Here is a 24,658-nt window from a genome sequence, read left to right on the forward strand (position 1 = left end):
GGGCAAGGCAGGGGCAGAATGGCAGGACTGAAGCAGGTGCAGAGGCAGACAGGTGTGGCGCTCTGGCGTCAGATCGCCGATCGAATTCGCGAGTCGATCGGCAATGGAACCTATGACGAAACGGGAATGGTGCCGCCGGAAACGGTGCTGGCGCTGCAATTCGGCGTTAACAGGCATACGGTGCGCAGTGCGCTGGCGGCGCTGGCGCAGGAGGGAATCGTGCGCGCGGTGCAAGGTCGCGGCACGTTGATCGAGCGTAAGGAGCGCTTGAACTTCCCGATCACCCGGCGCACGCGCTTCACCGCCGGCATCGGCGATCAGGCGCGTGAGACGCGTGGTCTTCTGCTCGATGAGGCGCAGGAGGAGGCGAGTGCCGAGGTTGCCCGCTGGTTGGGCCTGAAACAGGGCGAGCAGGTGATCCGGCTGGAAACATTGCGCCATGCCGACAGGCGGCCGGTTTCAAAGGCGACGAGCTGGTTTCCCGCTGAACGCTTCGCGGGGATCGGCGAGGCCTACCGAAAGCATGAATCGATCACCAAGGCTTTCGCCGAGCTCGGGCTGGCGGACTACGTCCGGGCGACGACCGAGGTGACGGCCGCCCATGCTGCTACAGCCGACCTTGCCGATCTGGAACTCACCCCCGGCGCGATCCTGCTGATCGCCAAGGCAATGAACACCGATCTCGACGGCGTGCCGGTGCAATATTCGATCAGCCGTTTCGCCGCCGACCGGGTGCAGTTCACGATCGAGAACTGAGGCCAATAATTGAGGCAAGGCGTGCCGACCGCTTCCGACGGCACGCCTCATCGAATTAGACTAGTGTGCGCCGGACATATCGCCCAGAACTTCCTTGGACGCGACGGTGGAATCCGCCTTCAGCGTGTAGACCATCGGAACGCCGGTCGCGAGATTGAGGGCGAGCACGCCTTCTTTGCTCAGCTTGTCGAGCACCATGACCAGCGAGCGCAGCGAATTGCCATGGGCGGCGACCAGCACCTTTTCGCCGCGCAGCACGCGCGGCAGGATTTCCGTGAGGTAGTAAGGCCAGACACGGGCGCCGGTGTCGCGCAGGCTCTCGCCGCCCGGCGGCGGCACGTCATAGGAACGGCGCCAGATATGCACCTGTTCCTCGCCCCATTTGGCGCGCGCGTCATCCTTGTTGAGACCGGAGAGATCGCCGTAGTCGCGCTCGTTCAGCGCCTGGTCGCGGATCGTTTCGAGATCGGGCTGGCCGACCTTGTCGAGGATGAGCTTCAGCGTGTGCTGCGCGCGCACCAGCGCCGAGGTATAGGCGACGTCGAATTTGATCCCGTATTCGGCAAGTGCGGCGCCTCCCGTGTTGGCTTCCTGAATGCCGAGTTCCGTCAGATCCGGGTCCTTCCAGCCGGTGAAGAGATTCTTCAGATTCCAGTCGCTCTGGCCGTGGCGAACGAGGACGAGGGTACCGCTCATGAATATGCCTCCGTAGTATCCTTATTGGGAAGAAAGCCCGAGCACGTCGAGCATGGAATAGAGCCCCGGCTTCTTGTCGCGCGCCCAGAGCGCCGCCTTGATTGCGCCGCGCGCGAAGATCGAACGGTCGGCCGCACTGTGCGAAAGGCTGACGATTTCGCCTTCGCCGGCAAAAAGAACGGAATGTTCGCCGATGACCGAGCCGCCGCGCATCGTCGCAAAACCGATCATGCCCGCCTCGCGGGGGCCGATATGGCCGTCGCGCACCCTGACCGATTTCGACGCGAGATCGATATTGCGGCCTTTTGCAACGGCCTCGCCGAAGAGAAGGGCGGTTCCGGAAGGGGCATCCACCTTGCGCTTGTGGTGCATTTCCAGGATTTCGATGTCCCAGTCTGCAGGATCGAGCGCCCGCGCTGCCTGCTCGGCCAGCACGCTGAGCAGATTGACGCCGAGGCTCATATTGCCTGACTTGACGATGCGGGCATGGCGGGCCGCTGCGGCGATCTTCGCATTGTCCTCGGTCGAGCAGCCCGTCGTGCCGACCACGTGAACGATGCGGGCCTGAGCGGCGAGGCCGGAGAATTCCACGGTTGCGGCAGGCGCGGTGAAGTCGAGCACGCCCTCGGCATGCAGGAAGGCCTGGAGCGGATCGTCGCCGATGATGACGCCGGTCGGCCCGAGCCCGGCAATTTCGCCGGCATCCTTGCCGACAAAGGGCGAGCCGGCGCGCTCGACCGCGGCATGCAGCACCACGTCCTCGATGGAATGAATGAGCCGGATCAGCGTCTGCCCCATGCGCCCAGCTGCGCCGACCACCACCAGTTTCATCGCAGCATCGCTCATGTCAGTCTCACCAGGTTAGTATGAATCCGAGGCCGAGGGCCTCTGCAGGTTGTTGAGGCGAGCGTAAAGACCGTCGCTGACCTTCGCAAGCGTCTCATGATTGCCTTCCTCGACCACCCGACCCTGCTGCATGACGACGATCTTGTCGGCGCGCACGACGGTCGAAAGCCGATGGGCGATGACGACGACGGTGCGCCCGGTCATCGCCTCGTCGAGCGCCTTCTGCACGGCAGCCTCGGATTCGGTGTCCAGCGCGGAGGTCGCTTCGTCGAGCAGCAGGATCGGCGCGTTGCGCACCAAAGCCCGCGCGATCGACAGCCGCTGCCGCTGGCCGCCCGAAAGCGTCACGCCGTTTTCGCCGACCGGCGTATCGTAACCCTGCGGCTGCGCCGAGATGAAATCATGCGCATAGGCAAGCCGGGCCGCCTCTTCCACCTCGGCATCGGTCGCTTCCGGCCGGCCATAGCGGATATTGTCGCGGATCGTGCCTTCGAACAGGTAGGGCTGCTGCGAAACATAGGCGAGCTGCTGGCGCAGCGACTTCTTGGTGATGTGGGCGATATCCTGCCCATCGATCAGTATCTCGCCTTCGCGCGGATCGTAGAAGCGCGGAATGAGGCTGATGACGGTGGATTTGCCGGCACCCGAGGGGCCGACGAGCGCCGTGGTGGTTCCGCCCTCGGCGACGAAGCTGACGCCGTTCAGCACGCTTTCATTGCCGTAGGCGAAGGAAACATTGCGGAATTCGATCCTGGCCTGCGTCACCGTCAGCGGCTGGGCATCCGGCAGGTCGCGCTGGCGCGGCTCCATGTCGAGCAGTTCGTAGATCATCCGTGCATTGACGACGGCGCGTTCCATCTGCACCTGCAGCCGGGCAAGGCGGCGGGCCGGGTCATAGGCAAGCAGCAGCGCCGTCACGAAGGAGAAGAAGGCGCCTGGGGCGACATTGTAATAGATCGAACGATAGGCGGCATAGGCAAGCACGCTGGCGACGGCAAAGCCTGCGAAGCTCTCCGTCAGCGGCGAGGTGCGCTCGGAAAGCCGGGCAATCCGGTTCGCCCGGTTCTCGGCGGCCGTGATGAGTTTGTTGACCTTGTTCTCCAGTTCCTCTTCCATCGTGAAGGCTTTGACGATGGCAATACCCTGGATCGTCTCCTGCATGGCCCCCAGCACGTGGCTGTTCAGATGCACGGCCTCGCGGGTTGCCGAGCGAAGGCGTTTGGAAACATAACGCAGTGCATAGAGCAGCGGCGGCGCCATGATGAAGACGGCGAGGCTGAGCAGCGGGTCCTGCAGGACCATCACGCCGATCAGCGAAACGAAGGTCAGGAGGTCGCGCACCGTCGAGGTGATCGTCAGGTTGAGCACGTCACGGATGCCGCTGACGTTCTGGCTCACCTGCGCGGCGATATGAGCCGAGCGTGCCTCGCTAAAAAAGCCAACGGAAAGCGTCATCAGATGCGCATAGAGGCGGCGCTGATAGCGGGCGACGATATTGTTGCCGACCTTGGAAAGCGCCACGGCCTGGCCGTAGCTGGCAAAGCCGCGCAGCACGAAGGCGACGAAGATCGAAAGACAGATGATCCAGACGACGTCGGCGCGGCGATTGGCGAAGGCCTCGTCGATGATCGCCCGCATGATCCAGGCGGTGAACGCCGTCGAAAGCGCCACGACCACGAGGCAGGCGATTGCGAAGACATAACCCCAGAGATGGTCGCGGCCGTTTTCAGCGATGATGCGCTTCAGGATGCCGGTGACGGTATCACTGCTGACGCTCTGCTTTCTGCTTTCCACGGCTTCCAAATATCAAGCTTCCTGTCCGAGACTGAGCGCGTCGTGAACGTGGCGCGCACTTTGGCCGGCTCTATAAAGAGTTGGGACTGGTTTGGCTAGACCGCGGCGCGGCCCGGAGGGACACGCGCTGGCTCAGCGCCGCCAGCGGCGGCCTTCCGTCGATACGCCGAAATTGGCCGGCATGCGCGCATAGGACGAAAGCCCGGCGAGCGCCGCCAGCGGATGCGTCACGACATAGGTGGGGATGGTGCGAAGCAGCGCGCTATGCGGCGCCTTGTCCTCGAAAGCCTGCCGGAATTCCGGTTTCTTCAGCGCCGGGAGGATCTTTTGCGAGATACCGCCGGAGAGATAGACACCGCCGCGCGCCATGAACACCATCGCCATGTCGCCCGCCACGCGGCCGAGATAGGTGGCAAACAGCGAAACGGTCTCGACGGCGGCCTTGTCGCTGCCATCAAGCGCATGTGAGGTGATCTCGGCCGGATCCTTCATCGTCGGCTGGATGCCGTCGACCACGCAGATGGCGTTGTAGAGATTGACGAGGCCGCGTCCGCAGAGGATCTGTTCGGCCGAAACACGTCCTTCGATCGTCTCGACATGCGGAAAGATCTCATAATCGCGCTTGCTGCGTGGCCCGAGATCGATATGGCCGCCTTCGCCGGGGACCGGGATCCAAGTATGCTGGGCATGCACGAGCCCGCCGACGCCGAGGCCGGTGCCAGGTCCGAGCACGACGCGCGAGGCGACCATGTCGCCGGTGGCGCTGCCGATACGTTCGCGGTTTTCATCCGACAGGGCGGCGATCGCCAGCGCCTGCGCCTCGAAATCATTGACGACGAGCACGTCCTCGATGCCGAGGCCCTCGATCATCGTCTTTGGCCGCACCACCCAGTCGCAATTGGTCAGGGGGATCTCGTCGTCGTTGATCGGGCCGGCGACAGCGAGGATCGCCGAGCGCGGCTGCACCGCTGTTTTGTCGAGCACGCCCTTTTGGATCGCTTCGTCGATCGTGGCGAAATCCGCCGTGCGCACGTTCGGAAACTGCTTCGGTTCGGCATAGGCGTCGGTCAGGATGGAGAAGCGGGCATTGGTGCCGCCGATATCGCCGATCAGGATCGGGAAGGGAAGCGGAGCGGTGCTGTGGCTGGGTTTGGGCATGGCCGGTTCCGTGCTGATCAGGCTTCGAGTGTGGGAAGGAGCTTTATAGCGGTCGCGTGGTTGAGTGCCATCGGAATGTCGTAGACGATGGCGAGCCGCATCAGCGCCTTCACGTCGACATCATGCGGCATCGGCGTCAGCGGGTCGACGAAGAAAATCAGCGCGTCGACCTCGCCGGTCGAGATCAGCGCGCCGATCTGCTGGTCGCCGCCGAGCGGCCCGCTTTTCAGCCTGGTGACGTCGAGATCGGGAGCGGCATCGAGCACGCGACCGCCGGTGGTACCTGTCGCGACGATCTTCCAGCGCGAAAGAAGGTCCTGATTGGCGCGGGCGAACGCCGCCATGTCGTCCTTCTTCTGGTCATGCGCGATCAGCGCAAGGCACTTGCTGCCGGCCATGAAGTGATTCTCCGCCCCAACAATTCAATCGATTTGATCGCTTTATACCAAGTATTTGCGATTTGAAAGACAATGCGTCCGCCCCTTCATTGGATCGCCGGCTTGTCGTTCGGGACCGGGCCGACATCTGGCAACCCCTCGTCGTCATCAGCCGGCGCGGCTGCCGGAGCGGCGGCGAACGCGCTTACGGCGGAAGGCCCGCCATAGGTGGCAGCCTGCATCGAAGCGACGGAAGCGGCATCGAGCACGGCAGAGCAGGCCTTCGGCAGGTCGGAGACCATCATCTCACGCGGCGGCTTCGGCGGCTTGGCGCCGGGCTTGGGCGGTTTCGGCGGCGCCCAAGGTGCCGGGGTGAACCAATAGGCGAGCGACTTGTCGCAGCCGTCTCCTGAGGCGACGGGAGCTTGCGGCGTGCATCCGGCAGCACCGGGCGGGCATTTGATGCGGATGTGGAAATGCGAGTCGTGGCCGTATATCGGCCGCAGCTTACCAAGGTTGGTGCGGTCACCGGTCCAGGTGTCGCACATCTTCTTCTTGATCGCCGGATTGACGAAGATGCGCTCCACTTCGGGATAGCTCGCCGCCAGCATCAAAAGCCGCGCCCGCGATTCCGTCCATACTTTGGGGTTGACGGTGAGGAACTTGTCCTTCTGCAGCATGCTGGTGAAGGGCAGGTCCTCGCGCTCTTGCGCGGTCATGCGGCGCGCCGGCATCGGGGTGAACCAGATATCGGCATCGAGGCCGATCTGGTGCGAGGAATGGCCGTTGAGCATCGGCCCGCCGCGCGGCTGGGCGACATCACCGACGAGGATGCCCGGCCAGCCGGCATATTTGACCGCATCCTGCGAAAACCGTTCCAGGAGCGCGATCATCGCCGGGTTGCCCCAGCGGCGGTTGCGCGAAAGCCGCATCGCCTGCCAGGTCGGCCCGTCGGTCGGCAGTGCCACCGCGCCGGTCATGCAGCCCTTTGCATAAAAGCCGATCGGCTGCGCCGGCCCCTGCGTCGGCAGGCTGACGCCTGCGAACAGCGCCTTGGCGCTGCCGGGGCTCGGCGTTTTCTGCTCGGCGACGACATCGCCGGCGGCAAGGCCGGCTCCAATCGCGCCGGCAAGCGCCAGTCTGCCGAATGTTCTGAAAGCCTGAACGAAGCCGAAAGCCATACTGTTTCCTTGAAGCGCTGCCGAAGTGATTTGCCGCGAATCTATCGTGAAAAGCGATTTTGGTGAATCGATGTTTTGGCTAGCGGCGACAGGCGGCGGCGGTGACGGATCGCCGCAGCGTTGCGGCCGCCTGCAATTCCGATGAGGTCTTCAACCTTGGCGCGGCAAAGCAAGGTCAAAATTTCGCGAGCCCGGCAAAAACCAAACTCTCTCCTGTTTTTCGCCTGTATTTTTCGTATTGTCGAACCCACCAATAATTAGGGGAAAGCGTGAATGGCGGCTTTGTGGTCGAAGATCGGTTTGTTTTTGACGCTTGCGGGAGCCTTAGCGCCCATGACGGCAACAGCTCAGGACCAGCCCTTTCAGATTGGCAGCTCGGTCATCAGCGAGATGAAGTACAAGCCGGGCTTTGCGCATTTCGACTACGTCAATCCCGATGCTCCAAAAGGTGGAGATCTGCGTCTTTCCGCCAGCGGCGCCTTCGACACCTTCAACCCTCTGCTGGCAAAAGGCCAAACGGCGATAGGCCTGTCTCTTGCTTACGACACGCTGATGAAGCCGGCCGATGACGAACTTCTCGTCTCTTACGGTCTGCTTGCCGAGGGGCTATCCTATCCCGATGACGTCTCCAGCGCGACCTTTCGCCTGCGCAAGGAAGCAAAATGGGCGGACGGTCAGCCGGTAACTCCGGAAGATGTCATTTTCAGCCTGGACAAGACTAAGGAATTGAACCCCGTCGCCGGGAACTACTACCATCACGTCGTCAAAGCGGAAAAGACCGGCGAGCGGGATGTGACCTTCACCTTTGATGAGAAGAACAACCGCGAATTGCCCAACATTCTCGGCCAGTTAATGATTGTGCCGAAACATTGGTGGGAAGCGCCCGGAGCGGATGGCAAGCCGCGTGACATTACCAAAACGACGCTGGAGCCCGTAATGGGGTCCGGGCCTTACAAGATTGCTTCCTTCTCGCCCGGCGCAACGATCCGCTATGAGCTGCGTAACGACTATTGGGGCAAGGACCTCAATGTGAATGTCGGCCAGAACAATTTCCGCAATGTCATCTACACCTATTTCGGTGACCGCGATGTTGAGTTCGAAGCCTTTCGCGCCGGCAATAGCGACTATTGGCAGGAGACAACGGCTGCCCGCTGGGCAACTGGATATGATTTTCCTGCAGTGAAGGAAGGACGCGTCAAGAAGGAAGAGGTTGCAAATCCCCTGCGCTCCACCGGCATTCTGCAGGCTCTTGTGCCGAATATGCGGCGTGACCTCTTCAAGGATATCAGGGTCCGCGAGGCGCTGAACTACGGCCTCGATTTCGAGGAGTTGAACCGCACCGTTGCCTTTAACAGTTACAAGCGCATCGACAGCTATTTCTGGAATACCGAGCTCGCCTCCTCCGGTCTGCCGCAGGGGCGGGAGCTGGAAATTCTGCAAGGCATGAAGGACAAGGTTCCGCCCGAGGTCTTCACGACGCCGTATACCAATCCCGTTGGCGGCGATCCGCAGAAGAGCCGCGACAACCTCCGAAAGGCGATTGCTCTTCTGAAAGAAGCCGGCTGGGAGCTGAAGGGCAATCGCATGGTCAATACCAAGACCGGCCAGCCAATGAGTTTCGAGATATTATTGTCGAGTCCCATGTTGGAGCGCTGGGCAGTGCCTTATGCCAGCAATCTCAAGAAAATTGGCATAGATGCGCGAGTTCGGACAGTCGACGCTTCGCAAGCTGTCAACCGCGAACGCAGCTTTGACTTCGATATGATCTGGAATGTCTGGGCGGAGACAATGAATCCGGGCAACGAGCAAGCCGACTATTGGGGATCCGGCTCTGTCAACCAGCAGGGTTCTCGCAACTACGCCGGCATTGCCAACCCAGCCGTCGATGAGCTCATCCGCATGATTATCTTCGCGCCGAACCGCGATGAACAGGTCGCTGCGATCAAGGCAATGGACCGGGTCTTGCTGGCAAATCACTACGTCATCCCGCTGTTCTACCGCGATACCGTTAATATTGCCTATTGGAACACAGTCACGCATCCTGCCGAATTTCCGGCCTACAGCCTTGGTTTCCCCGATGCCTGGTGGTCGGCCTCGGCAAAATGAGCGGGCTTGCATTAACGGGGCCCTGGGCTCCAAATGGCACGAGCGAATCACGACAAGCCGGCGGGGCCGGCAAGGGAAGGCTGGCGGATTGAGCGGCATTGGACTGAACGGCGTGCAGACAAGAAATACTTTCCCGGAGGCTGAAGGCTGATGGGTGCCTATGTCATTCGCCGCCTGCTTTTGATGATCCCGACCATTATCGGCATCATGGCAATTTCCTTCATCGTCGTTCAATTTGCACCCGGCGGCCCGGTCGAGCAGGTGATTGCCCAGCTGACCGGCCAGGCCGACAGCGCCGATCAGCGCCTGTCCGGCGGCGGCGATCTCCTCGGTGGCGGCGGCAGCGACGAAGGTTCGAAGTATCGCGGCGCCCAAGGGCTTGATCCGGAGCTGATCGCCAAGCTCGAAAAACAGTTCGGCTTCGACAAGCCGCCGCTGACGCGCTTTGGCGAGATGATGTGGAATTACATCCGCTTCGATTTCGGCGAGAGCTTCTTCCGCAACACCTCCGTGCTCGACCTCATCAAGGAGAAGCTACCGGTATCGATCTCGCTCGGCATCTGGATCCTGATCTTCTCCTACGCCATCTCCATCCCGCTCGGCATCCGCAAGGCGGTCAAGGACGGATCGACCTTCGACGTCTGGACCTCGGGCGTCATCGTCATTGGCTATGCCGTTCCGAGCTTTCTCTTCGGCATCCTGCTGATCGTGCTTTTCGCCGGCGGTTCCTTCTACGACTGGTTTCCGCTGCGCGGCCTCGTTTCCGACAATTTCGGTGAGCTCGCCTGGTGGCAGAAGCCACTCGATTATTTCTGGCACCTCACTCTGCCGCTGATCTCGCTTTCGCTAGCCGCCTTTGCTACCACGACGCTCTTGACCAAGAATTCCTTCATCGAGGAGATCAAGAAGCAATATGTCGTCACCGCCCGCGCCAAAGGCTTGAACGAGCGGCAGGTGCTCTACGGCCATGTTTTCCGCAACGCCATGCTGATCATCATCGCCGGTTTTCCCGGCGCCTTCATCTCCGCCTTCTTCACCGGCTCGCTGCTGATCGAAAACATCTTCTCGCTCGATGGCCTCGGCCGCCTCGGCTATCTCTCGGTGGTCAACCGGGATTATCCGATCGTCTTCGCGACACTCTATATCTTCTCGCTGCTCGGTCTCTTCGTCAGCCTGATTTCCGACCTGATCTACACCTGGATCGATCCGCGCATCGATTTCGAGCGGAGGGATGTCTGATGGACGCCGCCGCAAACCCCGCCACCGCAACCCCGGTCAAACCGCCGCGCAAGGGCCTGCTGTCGCCGACCAACATCCGCCGCTGGAAGAATTTCCGGGCGAACGGCCGCGGCTACTGGTCGCTGTGGCTGTTCCTGCTGCTGTTCGTGCTCAGCCTCTTTGCCGAGTTCCTCGCCAACGACCGGCCGATCATCGCCTCCTACAAGGGCGAAATCCTGTTTCCCGTCCTGATCGACTATCCCGAGGAAAAATTCGGCGGCTTCCTCGCCGAAACCGACTACCGCTCCTCGGTGATATCGGACGAGATCAACGCCAATGGCTGGATGATCTGGCCGCCGATCCGCTATTCCTACCGCTCGGTCAACTCGAACATTCCGCATTCGGCGCCGACCGCCCCCTTCTGGCTGATGACCAAGGAGGAACGCTGCTCCGGTTATCCGCAAGGGGCGAATGATCCCGGCTGCACGCTCGGCAATCTCAACTGGCTCGGCACCGATGACCAGGCGCGTGACGTGCTGGCGCGCGTCATCTACGGCTTCCGCATATCGGTGCTGTTCGGCCTGGCGCTGACCATCTGCTCGGCAATCATCGGCGTGACGGCAGGGGCGGTGCAGGGCTATTTCGGCGGCTTGACCGATCTCCTGCTGCAGCGCTTCATCGAGATCTGGTCGTCGATGCCGGTGCTTTACATCCTGCTGATCATCGCCGCGATCCTGCCGCCCGGCTTCTTCGTGCTGCTCGGCATCATGCTGCTCTTCTCCTGGGTCAGCTTCGTCGGCGTGGTGCGCGCCGAATTCCTGCGCGCCCGCAATTTCGAATATGTCCGCGCCGCCCGCGCGCTCGGCGTCAACAACCGCACCATCATGTGGCGCCACCTGCTGCCGAACGCCATGGTGGCGACACTCACCTTTCTGCCCTTCATCCTCTCCGGCTCGATCACGACGCTGACCTCGCTCGATTTCCTCGGCTTCGGCATGCCGCCGGGCTCGCCTTCGCTCGGCGAAATGATCGCCCAGGGCAAGACCAACCTGCAGGCGCCCTGGCTCGGGCTGACGGCCTTCTTCGCCATGTCGATCATGCTTTCCCTTTTGATCTTCATCGGCGAAGCCGTGCGCGACGCCTTCGATCCGAGGAAGACGTTTCAATGAGTGACATGACAGAACCGCTCCTTTCCGTCCGCGATCTCTCGGTTGCCTTTCATCAGGGCGGCGAAGCCTCGCTTGCCGTCGATCGGATCTCCTTCGATATCGCCAAAGGCGAGGTCGTGGCGCTCGTCGGCGAATCCGGCTCCGGCAAATCGGTGTCGGCCAACTCGATCCTGCGGCTTCTGCCTTATCCCTCGGCAAGCCATCCCTCCGGCGAAATCCTGTTCAAGGGCAAGGATCTCTTGAAGGCATCGGAGCGGGCGCTGCGCGAGGTGCGCGGCAACGACATCACCATGATCTTCCAGGAGCCGATGACCTCGCTCAATCCGCTTCACACGATCGAGAAGCAGATCGCCGAGATCCTCGCCCTGCACCAAGGGCTTACCGGCCAGCCGGCGCGCGAACGGGTGCTGGAATTGTTGAACCAGGTCGGCATCCGCGAGCCTGAGAAGCGGTTGAAGGCCTATCCGCACGAACTCTCCGGCGGTCAGCGCCAGCGCGTCATGATCGCCATGGCGCTTGCCAACCGGCCGGAACTACTGATCGCCGACGAGCCGACCACGGCGCTCGACGTCACAGTGCAGGCGCAGATCCTCGAGCTTCTCCGGCAGTTGAAGACGGCACACGGCATGTCGCTGCTGTTCATCACCCACGATCTCGGCATCGTGCGCAAATTCGCCGACCGCGTCTGCGTCATGACCAAGGGCCGGATTGTTGAAACCGGGACGGTCGAGGAAGTCTTCGCCAATCCGAAGCACGATTATACCCGCCATCTGCTCGCTTCCGAACCGCGCGGCGAGCCGCCGCTCGCCGACCCGTCGAAACCGGTGGTGATGGAAGGTTCGGATATCCGCGTCTGGTTCCCGATCAAGGCGGGGCTGATGCGCCGCGTCGTCGATCATGTGAAGGCCGTCGACGGCATCGATCTTTCGTTGCGCGCCGGCCAGACGCTCGGCGTCGTCGGCGAATCCGGCTCCGGGAAGACCACGCTCGGCCTGGCGCTCACCCGGCTGATCTCTTCACAGGGCCGGATCGCCTTTATCGGCAAGGATATAGCCGGCTATTCGTTCAATGAGATGCGACCGCTGCGCAATCAGTTGCAGATCGTCTTCCAGGATCCCTACGGTTCGCTCAGCCCCCGCATGTCGGTCGGCGATATCATCGCCGAAGGCCTGAAGGTGCATGAGCGCGCCTTGAGCGCCGAAGAGCGCGACCAGCGCGTCTGCTGGGCGCTGGAGGAGGTTGGCCTCGATCCCCTGACCCGCTGGCGCTATCCGCATGAATTCTCCGGCGGCCAGCGCCAGCGCATCGCCATTGCACGGGCCATGGTGCTGAAGCCGCGTTTCGTCATGCTCGACGAACCGACCTCCGCGCTCGACATGAGCGTACAGGCCCAGGTGGTAGATCTGCTGCGCGATCTGCAAAAGAAGCACGACCTCGCCTATCTCTTCATCAGCCATGACCTGAAAGTAGTGAAGGCGCTTGCCAACGACGTCATCGTCATGCGGTTCGGCAAGGTGGTGGAGCAGGGACCGTCCGCGGAAATCTTCCGCGCGCCGAAGGACGATTACACCAAAGCGCTGATGGCGGCGGCCTTCAACATCGAGGCGGTGCCGACGCCCGCCGTACAGCAGTAAAGAAGATCATGTCCGCACTTTCTCCCGTTCTCGTCGATCTCAAATTCAACCCCGAAGGTGTTGCCCGCGCGCTGAAGACGGCTTTTCCCGATCGCGGCAGCATCAATGTCGCCGATACGGTCGATCGCGCGCGTGATCTCCGTGCCGTCGAATATGCTCTTCTCTGGAAGCCAGATGCCGATCTTTTCAGCCGGGCGCCAAACCTCAAGGTCATCTTCTCGGGCGGCGCCGGTGTCGATCACATCATCGGCATGGCCGGTCTGCCTGACATTCCGATCGTCCGTTTCGTCGACCGCAGCCTGACAACCCGGATGACCGAATGGGTCGTCATGCAGTGCCTGATGCATCTGCGCGCGCAATATGCCCATGACATCAAGCAGCGGCGGCGCGAATGGGCCAAACTGATTGCGCCGGAAGCGGCGGAGGTGACCGTCGGCGTCATGGGGCTCGGTATTCTGGGCCAGGATGCGGTCGCCAAGCTGAAAGTGATGGGTTTCAACGTCATCGGCTGGTCGCGCACCCGCAAGACAATCGAGGGCGTTGAGACCTTCGACGCGGGCGAACTGGACCGGTTTCTCGCCAAGACCGACATTCTGGTCGGCCTGCTGCCACTGACGCCTGAGACGACGGGCTTCTATGATAGCGGGCTATTTAAGAAGCTCCGCCGCGACGGTGCGCTGGGACAGCCGGTCTTCATCAATGCCGGCCGCGGCAAGAGCCAGATCGAGGCCGACATCGTCTCGGCCGTCGGGGAGGGGACCCTCGGCGGCGCTTCTCTCGACGTTTTCGAAGTGGAGCCGCTCGCCACCGACAGCCCGTTGTGGGCATTGGAGAACGTCTTCATCACCCCGCACGACGCGGCGGTCTCCGAAGAGAACGCGCTGTTCCGCCATGTCGAGACGCAGATCGCCCGTTTTGAGCGCGGCGAGCCGCTGCAGTTCGTGATCGATCGCGCCGCCGGTTATTAGATTTAAGCGGCATCTCGCGCCAAAGCTGCGGCGGTTTGGCTATTCCCAAGACCGCGGCGCGTTTGAGCCCGGAACCTTCCAGACGGCCACCCGTTTTCCTTGCGAAGTTCTTTGCGGTCGGATCGGCCGCCAAGGCAGTGAAGGAGACGATGATGGCGCATCAGACCGAAACACGCTGGGAAAAATCCGACGGAAAGCTTCACAAGGAACAGCAAATCCCGCCGGTCAAGGCAAAGCAGGGGCGTATGGGTTATCGTATCCTGACCGTGCTGCTCGTGGCGCTGATCCTTGCTTTCGTGGTCTGGATTCCAGTCGAGATCTGGGGCCGCCGCGAGGCGAACGAGGTGGCGCCGCAGCAGCCCGGCCAACAGCTCCAGCAGCAGTCGGACGCAGCACGCGCGCCGACCATGCAGAATGGCAATGCGGTCCCGACCGAGGCGCCGCAAACGGCACCGGCCCCGAATACCGCTCCTGTGGCCCCGGCTCAACCTCCGGCCCAATAGGCGTTCGACAGATGATCTCCCGCATCCCGTCGCCGCCATGCGGCGGGATGTTTATGTTTTGTCTGGACTTTCTTCGCCGATTTTTCGATAAGAAGGCGCACGAGCCGGTTTCGTGCGCCGGCTCGGAACTTGGCAGCACCTGACCGGAGTGGACAGGGGCAGGAATCTCATGGCCAAGACCGATATCGCGAGACGCGTCTACAATCACGCCTGGAAACTCGACCCGATCATCCGCAGCCTGATCGATACCGACTTCTATAAGCTGCTGATGCTGCAGATGATCTGGAAGCTCTATCCTGATGTGAACGCCTCCTTCACCCTGATCAACCGCACCAAGCGCGTACATCTCGCCGAAGAGATCGATGCGGGCGAATTGCGGGAGCAGCTCGATCATGCGCGCACGCTGCGGCTCTCCAAGAAGGAGATGATCTGGCTGGCGGGTAACAGTTTCTACGGCCGCGCGCAGATCTTCGAGCCGGAATTCCTGGCCTGGCTGTCCAATTTCCAGCTCCCTGAATACGAGCTGTCGAAGAAGGACGGGCAATATGTGCTGGACTTCCATGGGTCCTGGAAGGAAACCACCATGTGGGAGATCCCGGCGCTCGCCATCGTCAACGAACTGCGTTCGCGTTCGGCGATGAAGGCGCTCGGCCCTTTCACGCTGGATGTGCTCTACGCCCGCGCCAAGGCGAAGATGTGGTCGAAGGTCGAGCGGCTGAAGGAATTGCCCGGCCTGCGCATCTCCGATTTCGGCACCCGCCGCCGCCACAGCTTTCTCTGGCAGCGCTGGTGCGTCGAGGCGCTGAAGGAAGGTATCGGTCCGGCCTTCACCGGCACCAGCAATGTATTGCTGGCGATGGATTCCGATCTCGAGGCGGTCGGCACCAATGCCCACGAACTGCCGATGGTGGCAGCCGCCCTGGCGCAGACCGATGAGCAACTGCGCAATGCCCCTTACAAGATCCTGCGCGACTGGAACAAGCTCTATGGCGGCAACCTGCTGATCGTCCTGCCGGACGCCTTCGGCACTGCGGCCTTCCTGCGCGACGCCCCCGAATGGGTCGCCGACTGGACCGGCTTCCGCCCGGACAGCGCGCCGCCGATCGAAGGCGGTGAAAAGATCATCGACTGGTGGAAGAAGATGGGCCGCGATCCGCGCCAGAAGCTGTTGATCTTCTCCGACGGTCTCGATGTCGACGCCATCATCGACACTTACCGGCATTTCGAAGGCCGCGTGCGCATGAGCTTCGGCTGGGGAACCAACCTGACGAATGATTTTGCCGGCTGCGCGCCGACGGAAATCTCAGGCCTCAATCCGATCTCGATCGTCTGCAAGGTCAGCGACGCCAACGGCCGTCCGGCGGTAAAACTCTCCGACAATCCGCAGAAGGCTACCGGCGAACCGGCGGAGGTCGAACGCTACCTGAAATTCTTCGGCGCCGAGGATCGGGTCGATCAGACCGTCCTGGTATAGGCACGAGGTGAGGCGCAGCCATGACGGGGCGCATCGATATGCCCCGCCATCGCATCCTCGATCGACCAGCCGAAGCGCCAGGCGTCAAACATCGCATACCATTCCTGAAAATCGGTGATCGGCAGCACATCCGGCTTCGACATCGGATTGTCCGCCAGGCTGCGGCCGCGAGCACGATCGCGCACGCCACGCTCCTGCATCTCAAGCAGATTCTCGAACATCATCACCCGGCCTCCCGTTCCATGGGTTTATGCAATCATGCTAATGAAGCATTGTCGAGTCCGGATGTGGGCATTCCGGTTTTTCACAGGATTAGCCCCATTTCGCTATTTCAGGGCGATCGCAGCCGACTTCGGATCGATCTGGCGAAACGGATAGGGCGTGACGGGGAGGCCCGGCTTCTTGGCTGGGGTCCGCCACCGAGCCTCCCGGCTGACCGAATCTCTGAAAGCGGCAGCACTGACAATTGCCGCTTTCCGCTCGCGCCGATCCAACGGTGATGAAGGCGAAAGTTAACTAGTGGTTAATATCCACCGGCCCCGTCTCAATCCGGCGCAATCCCCAGCTGAACCCGACGGATTTCAGGCGGCCAGTCTGCGAAACCGCGTTCTGATCCGGTCGAGGTAATAATGTCCGGGAGACGCCGCCGCCGTCATCGCATGGGCTTCCGAAGAGGGCACGCCTTCGAACAGACGCTCCTCGCCGTTCTTGAAGCAGATCCTGAGCCGGCCGTCTTCCTGGCTGAAATAGACGGATTTGATGATCTTCGACTTCACCGAAAGTTCTTCCACCTGTTTTACCTCTGTTTTTGGTTTGGCAGAACCTAAACCCAAACGTGCAAAGACGCGGTGAAGCAGCGTGGTAAAAATTCAGGAATCTTTCTGGTCAGCGCTACACTTCGTTTAATGAGATCGAGCCTTCGCTTCCTTGCAGACTGTGGAAGAGCGTGCCAATATCACGATGAACTTTACGCCATCTTCGATCTGATTGCCGCCAATCCCCGTGGCGCGTGAACGGCATGAAATTTCTCCTCCGATGCGCATTCATCCGTTCAAGGCCCATCTCGTCGTCTATATGGTTACAGAGAGCGAGGATGTTCTCATTGTCCGTATTCGCCATGGACACGAAGCTTGGGCCGCCCAGGCTTAAAATTCAATCTTGGAAGATCCAGATGTGAAAATGGCGGACAGGGAGGGATTCGAACCCTCGGTACGCTTTCACGTACACACGCGTTCCAGGCGTGCGCCTTAAACCACTCGGCCACCTGTCCTTTGGCGTTCGCGCCCGGATAGGTGCAAATCGTCGGAACGGCGCGATATATACCGATGAATTTTTGCCGATCAACCCAAATCTAACAGTTTTTTGACTTCTTCCGATAAAACTCCGCTCGGCCCATCCCATTGTGCTTCACCTCAGCGATGACTATGTAATTCTCAAGGTGGAGAATGGCGCGGGCTCGCCGGAATTATCCGGCATATCGAAGCGTCGGAGGGATTGATGCGTTTCCTGTTGCGTCTGGCGAGTCTTGTCGCGCTTGCGGCAGCCGTTATTGCCGGGACCATCGATTCGATCCAGTCGGTTGCCGCCTCCGCCGTGATCATGACGCCGATGTCGGATGCCTGGCAGGATGTGAGCCCGGACACGCTGACGTCGCTGCAATCCGCGCTTTCCTACTATATCCACCCGCGCTTCTATGCCTTCATCTTTCAGTGGCTGATGCTGCAGCCGGCCTTTGCGGTTTTTCTGGTGATCGCGCTGCTTCTTTGGATGGTCGGCTACAAGAAACCGCAAGTGTCCGGCCGCTTCATCGCATAGCCGATCGGTTTGAGCCGGTGCGATGCGGCGAAGGCTGATACGGCCCTCCGCGGCTTTGGCATCTGCCGGCGGATTGGCTAGAAAAACCGCAGCCTTGATGGGGAAATGTCCAAAAAACAGCCGGGAAGAACTGATTTTCAGCAATCGCTGCAAATCTTTACCGCCTGAAAAATTTCTGGTGAATTTTTCCGTGAGCCATGCAAGGATGCGCGCAGCCAGGCCTCCGGGGGGAGGTCGGTGGTTCCGCAGACATGTCCGAAAAGGGCTTGCGGGAGGACCCCTAACGAATAGCAACAACAGGGCTGCACAATGAAAAAATCCCTTCTCACTCTCCTTGCCGTGGCTGCCATGTCGACGACGGCGCTTGCCGCCGATGTCAAGCCGGCGCTGGTTTACGGCACCGGCGGGAAGTTCGATAAGTCTTTCAACGAAGCGGCCTATAACGGCGCCGAGAAGTTCAAGGCCGAGACCGGCATTGCCTATCGCGACTTCGAGCCGACCGGCGACACCCAGGGCGAACAGGCCATCCGCAACTTCGCAAGCCGCGGCTTCAACCCCGTGGTCGCCGTTTCCTTCGCCTGGACTTCGGCCATTGAGAAGGTCGCAGCCGAATTCCCCGATACCAAATTCATCATCGTCGACTCCGTCGTGGACAAGCCGAACGTCCGCTCGGTCGTCTACAAGGAAGAAGAAGGCTCCTATCTCGTCGGCATTCTCGCCGGCATGGCCTCCAAGACCGGCAAGGTCGGCTTCGTCGGCGGCATGGACATTCCGCTGATCCGCAAATTCGAATGCGGCTATGAGCAGGGCGCTCGCGCCGCCAAGGCCGATATCCAGGTTTTCCAGAACATGACCGGCACGACGGGCGCTGCCTGGAATGACCCGGTTCGTGGCGGTGAGCTCACCAAGAACCAGATCGACCAGGGCGCGGATGTCATTTACGCGGCGGCCGGCGCCACCGGCCTCGGCGTGCTGCAGACCGCGGCCGACAACAAGAAGCTCTCGATCGGCGTCGACTCCAACCAGAACCATCTGCATCCGGGCTCGGTGCTGACCTCGATGGTCAAGCGCGTCGACCTCGCCGTCTACAACGCCTACACCGACACCAAGAACGACAAGTTCACCGGCGGCGTCCAGGCGCTCGGGGTCAAGGAAGATGGTGTTGGCGCGGCGATCGACGACAACAACAAGTCGCTGATCACGCCGGAAATGCAGGCGGCCGTCGACAAGGCCAAGGCTGACATCATTGCGGGAACCGTGAAAGTTCACGATTATACCTCGGACAACGCTTGCCCGAAGTGATCCGCGCCCTGATGTAATCGACGATTGAGATCGGGCGTATGGCGGAGGGGATTTTCGCCATACGCCCTTTTCTTATTTGGAGCCTGCAGTGACAGATAAGCCCGCTATCGAGCTTGTCGGCATCGATAAGAAATTCGGTGCCGTCCACGCCAACAAGGACATCAACCTCACCGTTGCCAAGGGGACGATCCACGGCATCATCGGTGAAAACGGCGCCGGCAAATCGACGCTGATGTCGATCATCTATGGTTTCTACCACGCCGACAGCGGCGAGATCCGCGTCAACGGCAATCCGGTCACCATCCGTGACAGCCAGGCGGCGATCGCCGCCGGCATCGGCATGGTGCACCAGCATTTCATGCTGGTCGACAATTTCACGGTGCTCGAGAACGTCATGCTCGGCGCCGAAGGCGGCTCGCTACTGGCCAGAGGCGTCGCATCGGCCCGCGCCGAGCTCAAGCGGCTGGAAACCGAATACGGCCTCGAGGTCGATCCGGACGCACTGATCGAAGAGCTCCCGGTCGGCCTGCAGCAGCGCGTCGAAATTCTGAAAGCCATGTATCGCGGCGCCGAGATCCTGATCCTCGACGAACCCACAGGCGTGCTGACGCCGGCTGAAGCCGACCACCTCTTCCGCATCCTCAAGGTGCTGCGCGACCAGGGCAAGACAATCATACTCATCACTCATAAGCTGCGCGAGATCATGGCGATCACCGATACGGTCTCCGTCATGCGCCGCGGCGAGATGGTCGCCACCCGCAAGACGGCGGAAACGACGGTGGAGGAGCTTGCCGAGCTGATGGTCGGCCGTCGCGTGCTGCTGCGCGTGCAGAAGGGCGAAGCCAATCCAGGCGCCGCCGTGCTCTCCGTCCGCAACCTGACGGTCAAAGACAATCGCGGCGTCACCATGGTCGATAACGTCTCCTTCGACGTGCGCGCCGGCGAGATCGTCGGCATCGCCGGTGTGGCCGGCAACGGCCAGTCGGAATTGCTGGAGGCGATTGCCGGAATCCGCAAGCCTGTCTCCGGCGAAATCCTTCTCGATGGCCAGACGATCGACAAGGCCGACCCCGCCCGCCTGCGCGATCTCGGCCTCGCCCATATTCCCGAGGACCGGCACCATATGGGGCTGGTGCTGAAGTTCGAGGAATATGAAAACGCCGTCCTCGGCTATCACCGCCGTCCGGACTACAGCAAAGGGCCGCTGCTCGATCTCGAAGCGATCCGCAAGGATGCGATGGAGAAGATCGAAAAATACGATATCCGCCCGCCGAACCCGCGGCTGAAGACGGCGAATTTCTCCGGCGGCAATCAGCAGAAGATCGTCGTCGCCCGCGAAATCGAACGCGATCCGAAGATGCTGATCATCGGCCAGCCGACCCGCGGCGTCGATATCGGCGCCATCGAATTCATCCACCGCCGGATCATCGAAATGCGCGATGCGGGCAAGGCGATCCTGCTCGTCTCCGTCGAACTCGATGAGATCCGCGCCCTATCAGACCGTATCCTTGTCATGTTCGCCGGCCAGGTCGTCGGCGAGAAGACGCCCGATGCCGGTGAACAGACCCTCGGCCTGATGATGGCCGGCATTGCTGCGTGAGGCCTTTATGAGCACTGCTTCCGTACCGCTACCGAGATGGATCAATTACGGTCTGATCCCGCTTTTAAACCTGGTCGTCGCCTTCCTGATCTCGGGTTTCGTCGTCTGGCTGATCGGCGAAAGCCCGCTCGCCGCCCTTTCGCTGCTGATCGAGGGTGCCTTCGGCAGCGGCGAAGGCATAGGCTTCACGCTCTACTATGCAACGAGTTTCATCTTCACCGGCCTTTCCGTGGCCGTCGCCATCCATGCCGGTCTCTTTAACATCGGCTCTGAAGGCCAGGCCTACGTCGGCGGGCTCGGCTGTGCGCTGGTAGCGCTTGCGCTCGATCATTACGTGCCCTGGTATGTAACGATGCCGATCGCCATTGTCGGCGCCGGTATTTTCGGCGCGGCCTGGGCCTTCGTTCCCGCTTTCCTGCAGGCCAAACGCGGCAGTCATATCGTTATCACGACAATCATGTTCAACTACATTGCAGCCGCCCTTATGGTCTATCTGCTGGTGCACGTGCTGATCGTGCCGGGCAAGATGGCGCCGGAAACCCGCACCTTCTTCGAGGGTGGGCAGCTTCCCAAGCTTGGCTGGGTCATGAGCATCTTCGGAGCCAAATTAGGCGCAGCACCCTTCAACGTCTCCTTCATCATCGCCCTTCTTGCCGCCTGGTTTGTCTGGATCCTCATCTGGCGCACCAAGCTCGGCTTTGAGATGCGTACACTCGGCGTGAGCTCGACCGCGGCTGCCTATGCCGGCATACCCTATGCACGTATCGTCATCATCGCCATGCTGATTTCTGGCGCGCTCGCCGGCATGATGGCGCTCAATCCCGTCATGGGCTCTTCCGCCCGTCTGCAGGTCGAGTTCGTTGGTGGCGCCGGCTTCGTCGGCATTGCAGTGTCGCTGATGGGCCGCAACCATCCGCTCGGTATCATCTTTTCCGCAATCCTTTTCGGCACCCTTTACCAGGGCGGCGATTGGATCTCTTTCGAGATGCCGAATATCACCCGCGAAATGATTCTGGTCATCCAGGGACTGGTGATCCTCTTTGCCGGCGCGCTGGAATACATGTTCCGGCCGGCAATGGTGCACGTCTACCAGCAACTGAAGCGAGCCTGAGGAGCGGACGATGGATTACTACGACATCTTCATCAACGTCCTGAGCTCGACGGTCAGGCTCTCTATTCCGCTGATCTTTACCGCGCTCGCGGGGCTGTTTTCCGAGCGCGCCGGCATCTTCGATATCGGCCTGGAAGGCAAGATGCTGGGCTCGGCCTTCGCCGCCGCCTGTGTGGCCTATCTTACCGGTTCGGCCTGGCTGGGGCTTGGCGCAGGCGTTGTTTGCTCGGTGGCGCTCAGCCTGGTGCATGGCTTTGCCTCGATCACCAATCGCGGCAACCAGATCGTCTCGGGCGTCGCGATCAACTTCTTCATCGCCGGCATCACCATCGTGCTCGGCCAGGCCTGGTTCGGCCAGGGCGGGCGCACGCCGCAGCTTTCGCCGGAAGCGCGCTTCGCGCCGATCATCCTGCCGGGCGCAGATGCCATCCATAGTGTGCCGATCCTCGGCCCGCTCTATGCCAATGTCATCTCGGGCAACAACATCCTCACCTACCTCGCCTTCCTCGCGGTGCCCTTCTCCTGGTGGGTGCTTTACCGCACACGCTTCGGCCTCAGGCTGCGCGCCGTCGGCGAAAATCCGGGCGCGGTCGATACGGCAGGTATTTCGGTTGCCTGGCTGCGCTACCGCGCCGTCATGTGCGCCGGTATCCTCTGTGGCTTTTCCGGCACGTACCTCGCGATCGCCCAGTCCGCCGCCTTCATCAAGGACATGTCGGCCGGCAAGGGCTATATCGCGCTTGCGGCGCTGGTTTTCGCCAAGTGGAAGCCGGTACCGGTGATGTTCGCCTGCCTGCTCTTCGGCTTCCTCGATGCTTTGGCGAACTTCATGCAGGGCAAGCAGGTGCCGCTGGTCGGTGAAGTGCCGGTCCAGGTGTTCCAGGCGCTGCCCTATATCCTGACCTGCATTCTGCTTGCCGGCTTCATCGGCGTCGCAATCCCGCCGAAGGCCGGCGGCGTGCCCTATACGAAGGAACGTTGATCATGTCCCACGACTTGTTCGAAGCCGCCCGCGGCGCCATGGCCTTTGCGCATGCGCCCTATTCGAAATTCCCGGTCGGCGCGGCGATCCGCGCCGAGGATGGCAAGGTCTATACCGGCGCCAACATCGAAAACCTGTCCTTCCCGCAGGGGTGGTGCGCCGAGCCCACGGCGATCAGCGCCATGATCATGGGCGGCGCCAGGAAGATCGTCGAAATGGCCGTGATCGCCGAGAAGCTGCCGCTCTGCCCTCCCTGCGGTGGCTGCCGCCAGAAGATCTCCGAATTCGCCGCCAAGGACACGAAGATCTATCTCTGCGATGAGGCGGGCGTGAAGAAGACCATGACGATGGAAGAGCTTCTTCCCTTCGGCTTCGAGACGGAACTCGGATGAGGGCGACGGTCGACCTGCTCGCCGCATTGCTCGGCGCGATCAAGCCGCGTAACGGCATCGTGCTCGGCTCCGGTCTCGGCTCCCTGGTTGGCCAGCTGGACGGCGCCGTCCGTATTCCCTATCGCGACCTGCCGGGCTTTCCCGTCAGCGCCGTCTCCGGCCACGCCGGCGAAGTCGTCGCCGGCCGCCTCGGTGGAAAGCCGGTCATCATGCTTTCCGGCCGCGTGCATTATTATGAGAAGGGCGATGCCAGCGCCATGCGCCTGCCGATCGAGGTGCTGAAGGCGCTCGGCGTCGAGGCGCTGATCCTGACCAATTCGGCCGGATCGCTGCGCGACGACATGCCGCCCGGCTCGGTGATGCAGATCACCGATCACATCAACTATTCCGGCATGAACCCGCTGATCGGCGAGGAAAGCGACCATCGCTTCGTCGGCATGACCAATGCCTATGATGCCGGTCTTGCCGCGGCGATGCGGAAGGCGGCGGCAAAGCTCAAGATCGAGCTGGGGCAGGGCGTCTATATGTGGTTTTCCGGTCCGAGCTTCGAAACGCCGGCCGAAATCCGCATGGCGCGCATTCTCGGCGCCGATGCCGTCGGCATGTCGACAGTGCCCGAAGTGATCATCGCAAGAATGCTGGGTCTGAGGGTTGCGGCCGCTTCCGTTATCACCAACTATGGAGCAGGCATGACCGGCAATGAGCTCAGCCATGAAGAAACCAAGGACATGGCGCCCGTCGGCGGCGCCCGTCTTGCCGACATATTGAGAGAGATGATTGCGGCCGAAGGAAGCGAAAAATGAATAGCCATTCCATCCGGGAAACGGCGGCGGTCGCCCTTTCCCTTCTCGACCTCACCAATCTGAAGGACGACTGCACCGAGGCGCAGATCGACACGCTCTGCGTCCGCGCGCAGACACCCTACGGCAACAGCGCCGCGATCTGCATCTGGCCGCGTTTCGTCGCCTATGCCCGCAATATCCTCGGCGCCGGCCATCCCGTGCGGATCGCAACGGTCGTCAATTTCCCGGCGGGCGATATGGAAGTGGCCGATGTCGCCGCCGAAACCCGTGAGGCGATTGCCGACGGCGCCGATGAGATCGATCTGGTCATTCCCTACCGCAAGCTCATATCAGGCAACGAGAAGGCGGTGACCGACATGGTCAAGGCGGTGCGCGCCGAATGCGCCGGCCCCGTCCTGCTGAAGGTGATCATCGAGACCGGCGAGTTGAAGGATGCCGTCTTGATCCGCCGTGCCTCCGAACTTGCGATCGATGCCGGCGCCGATTTCATCAAGACCTCGACGGGCAAGGTCGCCGTCAACGCGACGCTTGAAGCCGCCGACATCATGATCCGGGCCATTCGTGAAAGCGGGCGCAAGGTCGGCTTCAAGCCGGCTGGCGGCATCGGCTCGGTGACCGATGCGGCGCTCTATCTCAGCCTTGCCGAAACCATCATGGCGCCGGACTGGGCCATGCCTTCGACCTTCCGCTTCGGCGCTTCCGGCCTGCTCGACGACATACTGGCGGTTCTGAGCGGAGCGCAGCCGGCACCGGCTGCGGCGTCGAGCTATTGA

Annotated in this window: 24 protein-coding genes, 1 tRNA gene and 1 pseudogene; 17 read left to right on the plus strand and 9 right to left on the minus strand. The window is 61.5% G+C overall.

The window, feature by feature from the left end:
- The first annotated feature begins 18 nt into the window (after positions 1 to 18).
- Positions 19 to 756 carry a phosphonate metabolism transcriptional regulator PhnF gene (phnF, locus tag Tal182_RS01010; protein WP_085857792.1) on the plus strand — a complete coding sequence of 246 codons (738 nt, stop codon included), beginning with the start codon at positions 19 to 21 and terminating at the stop codon, positions 754 to 756.
- A 60-nt stretch (positions 757 to 816) separates the two neighbouring features.
- Here the strand turns inward: phnF and Tal182_RS01015 are convergent, their stop codons facing one another.
- From Tal182_RS01015 to mepA, 6 genes are all read right to left on the minus strand, one after another.
- The gene (locus Tal182_RS01015; protein WP_085857793.1) at positions 817 to 1,452 is read right to left on the minus strand and encodes a 2,3-bisphosphoglycerate-dependent phosphoglycerate mutase; all 636 of its coding nucleotides are present in this window, start codon (positions 1,450 to 1,452) and stop codon (positions 817 to 819) included.
- Between the two features lie 21 nt (positions 1,453 to 1,473).
- Positions 1,474 to 2,298 (minus strand): 4-hydroxy-tetrahydrodipicolinate reductase, encoded by an 825-nt coding sequence (gene dapB, locus Tal182_RS01020; protein ID WP_085857794.1) that lies wholly within the window; start codon positions 2,296 to 2,298, stop codon positions 1,474 to 1,476.
- A gap of 15 nt (positions 2,299 to 2,313) precedes the next feature.
- Positions 2,314 to 4,101 carry an ABC transporter ATP-binding protein gene (locus Tal182_RS01025; protein WP_085857795.1) on the minus strand — a complete coding sequence of 596 codons (1,788 nt, stop codon included), beginning with the start codon at positions 4,099 to 4,101 and terminating at the stop codon, positions 2,314 to 2,316.
- A gap of 123 nt (positions 4,102 to 4,224) precedes the next feature.
- On the minus strand, positions 4,225 to 5,250 hold the full coding sequence (locus Tal182_RS01030; RefSeq protein WP_064809259.1) for a glucokinase: 1,026 nt from the start codon (positions 5,248 to 5,250) through the stop codon (positions 4,225 to 4,227).
- 17 nt (positions 5,251 to 5,267) lie between these two features.
- Positions 5,268 to 5,648: a methylglyoxal synthase gene (locus tag Tal182_RS01035; RefSeq protein WP_064707596.1), complete on the minus strand. Its 381-nt coding sequence runs from the start codon at positions 5,646 to 5,648 to the stop codon at positions 5,268 to 5,270.
- An 86-nt stretch (positions 5,649 to 5,734) separates the two neighbouring features.
- On the minus strand, positions 5,735 to 6,808 hold the full coding sequence (mepA, locus tag Tal182_RS01040; protein WP_085857796.1) for a penicillin-insensitive murein endopeptidase: 1,074 nt from the start codon (positions 6,806 to 6,808) through the stop codon (positions 5,735 to 5,737).
- A gap of 273 nt (positions 6,809 to 7,081) precedes the next feature.
- Between mepA and Tal182_RS01045 the strand changes: the two genes are divergently transcribed.
- The 7 genes from Tal182_RS01045 to pncB all read left to right on the plus strand — a co-directional run bounded on the left by Tal182_RS01045 (position 7,082) and on the right by pncB (position 15,880).
- On the plus strand, positions 7,082 to 8,914 hold the full coding sequence (locus Tal182_RS01045) for an extracellular solute-binding protein (protein ID WP_064800270.1): 1,833 nt from the start codon (positions 7,082 to 7,084) through the stop codon (positions 8,912 to 8,914).
- A gap of 150 nt (positions 8,915 to 9,064) precedes the next feature.
- Positions 9,065 to 10,153: a microcin C ABC transporter permease YejB gene (locus Tal182_RS01050; RefSeq protein ID WP_064800271.1), complete on the plus strand. Its 1,089-nt coding sequence runs from the start codon at positions 9,065 to 9,067 to the stop codon at positions 10,151 to 10,153.
- Positions 10,153 to 11,301 (plus strand): ABC transporter permease, encoded by a 1,149-nt coding sequence (locus Tal182_RS01055; RefSeq protein WP_085857797.1) that lies wholly within the window; start codon positions 10,153 to 10,155, stop codon positions 11,299 to 11,301. The genes Tal182_RS01050 and Tal182_RS01055 overlap by 1 nt, the downstream gene beginning before the upstream one ends.
- The gene (locus Tal182_RS01060; RefSeq protein ID WP_064800273.1) at positions 11,298 to 12,935 is read left to right on the plus strand and encodes an ABC transporter ATP-binding protein; all 1,638 of its coding nucleotides are present in this window, start codon (positions 11,298 to 11,300) and stop codon (positions 12,933 to 12,935) included. Before Tal182_RS01055 ends, Tal182_RS01060 begins: the two co-directional genes overlap by 4 nt.
- A gap of 8 nt (positions 12,936 to 12,943) precedes the next feature.
- Complete coding sequence (locus Tal182_RS01065; protein ID WP_064809264.1) at positions 12,944 to 13,903, plus strand: glyoxylate/hydroxypyruvate reductase A; 960 nt, start codon at positions 12,944 to 12,946, stop codon at positions 13,901 to 13,903.
- Positions 13,904 to 14,052: 149 nt separating this feature from the next.
- A complete protein-coding gene (locus tag Tal182_RS01070) occupies positions 14,053 to 14,406 on the plus strand; it encodes a hypothetical protein (RefSeq protein WP_085857798.1) in 354 nt (117 codons plus the stop codon).
- A 169-nt stretch (positions 14,407 to 14,575) separates the two neighbouring features.
- A complete protein-coding gene (pncB, locus tag Tal182_RS01075; protein ID WP_085857799.1) occupies positions 14,576 to 15,880 on the plus strand; it encodes a nicotinate phosphoribosyltransferase in 1,305 nt (434 codons plus the stop codon).
- Here pncB and Tal182_RS01080 read toward each other — a convergent pair.
- Together Tal182_RS01080 and Tal182_RS01085 are read right to left on the minus strand one after the other, a co-directional pair.
- Positions 15,862 to 16,101, minus strand: a complete 240-nt coding sequence (locus tag Tal182_RS01080) for a CrpP-related protein (RefSeq protein WP_085860763.1) — start codon at positions 16,099 to 16,101, stop codon at positions 15,862 to 15,864. The genes pncB and Tal182_RS01080 overlap by 19 nt on opposite strands.
- A 360-nt stretch (positions 16,102 to 16,461) precedes the next feature.
- Complete coding sequence (locus Tal182_RS01085; protein WP_085857800.1) at positions 16,462 to 16,671, minus strand: KTSC domain-containing protein; 210 nt, start codon at positions 16,669 to 16,671, stop codon at positions 16,462 to 16,464.
- Between the two features lie 150 nt (positions 16,672 to 16,821).
- On the opposite strand from Tal182_RS01085, the pseudogene Tal182_RS01090 reads away from it, so the two are divergent.
- Positions 16,822 to 17,029 (plus strand): annotated as a pseudogene (locus tag Tal182_RS01090) (type II toxin-antitoxin system RelE/ParE family toxin); the annotation flags it as partial.
- A 31-nt stretch (positions 17,030 to 17,060) separates the two neighbouring features.
- Here Tal182_RS01090 and Tal182_RS01095 read toward each other — a convergent pair.
- A tRNA-Ser gene (locus Tal182_RS01095) sits at positions 17,061 to 17,150 on the minus strand.
- Between the two features lie 227 nt (positions 17,151 to 17,377).
- Here Tal182_RS01095 and Tal182_RS01100 point away from each other — a divergent pair.
- From Tal182_RS01100 to deoC, 8 genes are all read left to right on the plus strand, one after another.
- Entirely contained in the window at positions 17,378 to 17,695 is a 318-nt protein-coding gene (locus tag Tal182_RS01100; protein WP_064800276.1) for a hypothetical protein, read from the plus strand.
- Between the two features lie 309 nt (positions 17,696 to 18,004).
- Entirely contained in the window at positions 18,005 to 18,997 is a 993-nt protein-coding gene (locus tag Tal182_RS01105; protein WP_064800277.1) for a BMP family ABC transporter substrate-binding protein, read from the plus strand.
- Positions 18,998 to 19,085: 88 nt separating this feature from the next.
- On the plus strand, positions 19,086 to 20,597 hold the full coding sequence (locus Tal182_RS01110; RefSeq protein WP_064800278.1) for an ABC transporter ATP-binding protein: 1,512 nt from the start codon (positions 19,086 to 19,088) through the stop codon (positions 20,595 to 20,597).
- A 7-nt stretch (positions 20,598 to 20,604) separates the two neighbouring features.
- Complete coding sequence (locus tag Tal182_RS01115) at positions 20,605 to 21,708, plus strand: ABC transporter permease (RefSeq protein WP_064800279.1); 1,104 nt, start codon at positions 20,605 to 20,607, stop codon at positions 21,706 to 21,708.
- Between the two features lie 10 nt (positions 21,709 to 21,718).
- The gene (locus Tal182_RS01120) at positions 21,719 to 22,690 is read left to right on the plus strand and encodes an ABC transporter permease (RefSeq protein WP_064800280.1); all 972 of its coding nucleotides are present in this window, start codon (positions 21,719 to 21,721) and stop codon (positions 22,688 to 22,690) included.
- 2 nt (positions 22,691 to 22,692) lie between these two features.
- Positions 22,693 to 23,082: a cytidine deaminase gene (locus Tal182_RS01125; RefSeq protein ID WP_085857801.1), complete on the plus strand. Its 390-nt coding sequence runs from the start codon at positions 22,693 to 22,695 to the stop codon at positions 23,080 to 23,082.
- Positions 23,079 to 23,885 carry a purine-nucleoside phosphorylase gene (locus Tal182_RS01130; protein WP_085857802.1) on the plus strand — a complete coding sequence of 269 codons (807 nt, stop codon included), beginning with the start codon at positions 23,079 to 23,081 and terminating at the stop codon, positions 23,883 to 23,885. The genes Tal182_RS01125 and Tal182_RS01130 overlap by 4 nt, the downstream gene beginning before the upstream one ends.
- Positions 23,882 to 24,658: a deoxyribose-phosphate aldolase gene (gene deoC / locus Tal182_RS01135; RefSeq protein WP_064800283.1), complete on the plus strand. Its 777-nt coding sequence runs from the start codon at positions 23,882 to 23,884 to the stop codon at positions 24,656 to 24,658. The genes Tal182_RS01130 and deoC overlap by 4 nt, the downstream gene beginning before the upstream one ends.

It is taken from the genome of Rhizobium sp. TAL182, from assembly GCF_002117725.1.
GTDB classification, from domain to species: domain Bacteria; phylum Pseudomonadota; class Alphaproteobacteria; order Rhizobiales; family Rhizobiaceae; genus Rhizobium; species Rhizobium esperanzae.

Coding starts and splice junctions, on each gene's coding strand:
- Tal182_RS01100 (WP_064800276.1), top strand. CDS start 17,378: ATGCGTTTCCTGTTGCGTCTGGCGAGTCTTGTCGCGCTTGCGGCAGCC.
- Tal182_RS01115 (WP_064800279.1), top strand. CDS start 20,605: ATGAGCACTGCTTCCGTACCGCTACCGAGATGGATCAATTACGGTCTG.
- Tal182_RS01130 (WP_085857802.1), top strand. CDS start 23,079: ATGAGGGCGACGGTCGACCTGCTCGCCGCATTGCTCGGCGCGATCAAG.
- Tal182_RS01030 (WP_064809259.1), bottom strand. CDS start 5,250: ATGCCCAAACCCAGCCACAGCACCGCTCCGCTTCCCTTCCCGATCCTG.
- Tal182_RS01050 (WP_064800271.1), top strand. CDS start 9,065: ATGGGTGCCTATGTCATTCGCCGCCTGCTTTTGATGATCCCGACCATT.
- Tal182_RS01120 (WP_064800280.1), top strand. CDS start 21,719: ATGGATTACTACGACATCTTCATCAACGTCCTGAGCTCGACGGTCAGG.
- dapB (WP_085857794.1), bottom strand. CDS start 2,298: ATGAGCGATGCTGCGATGAAACTGGTGGTGGTCGGCGCAGCTGGGCGC.
- deoC (WP_064800283.1), top strand. CDS start 23,882: ATGAATAGCCATTCCATCCGGGAAACGGCGGCGGTCGCCCTTTCCCTT.
- Tal182_RS01045 (WP_064800270.1), top strand. CDS start 7,082: ATGGCGGCTTTGTGGTCGAAGATCGGTTTGTTTTTGACGCTTGCGGGA.
- Tal182_RS01035 (WP_064707596.1), bottom strand. CDS start 5,648: ATGGCCGGCAGCAAGTGCCTTGCGCTGATCGCGCATGACCAGAAGAAG.
- Tal182_RS01125 (WP_085857801.1), top strand. CDS start 22,693: ATGTCCCACGACTTGTTCGAAGCCGCCCGCGGCGCCATGGCCTTTGCG.
- mepA (WP_085857796.1), bottom strand. CDS start 6,808: ATGGCTTTCGGCTTCGTTCAGGCTTTCAGAACATTCGGCAGACTGGCG.
- Tal182_RS01105 (WP_064800277.1), top strand. CDS start 18,005: ATGAAAAAATCCCTTCTCACTCTCCTTGCCGTGGCTGCCATGTCGACG.
- Tal182_RS01065 (WP_064809264.1), top strand. CDS start 12,944: ATGTCCGCACTTTCTCCCGTTCTCGTCGATCTCAAATTCAACCCCGAA.
- Tal182_RS01080 (WP_085860763.1), bottom strand. CDS start 16,101: ATGTTCGAGAATCTGCTTGAGATGCAGGAGCGTGGCGTGCGCGATCGT.
- phnF (WP_085857792.1), top strand. CDS start 19: ATGGCAGGACTGAAGCAGGTGCAGAGGCAGACAGGTGTGGCGCTCTGG.
- pncB (WP_085857799.1), top strand. CDS start 14,576: ATGGCCAAGACCGATATCGCGAGACGCGTCTACAATCACGCCTGGAAA.
- Tal182_RS01070 (WP_085857798.1), top strand. CDS start 14,053: ATGATGGCGCATCAGACCGAAACACGCTGGGAAAAATCCGACGGAAAG.
- Tal182_RS01060 (WP_064800273.1), top strand. CDS start 11,298: ATGAGTGACATGACAGAACCGCTCCTTTCCGTCCGCGATCTCTCGGTT.
- Tal182_RS01055 (WP_085857797.1), top strand. CDS start 10,153: ATGGACGCCGCCGCAAACCCCGCCACCGCAACCCCGGTCAAACCGCCG.
- Tal182_RS01015 (WP_085857793.1), bottom strand. CDS start 1,452: ATGAGCGGTACCCTCGTCCTCGTTCGCCACGGCCAGAGCGACTGGAAT.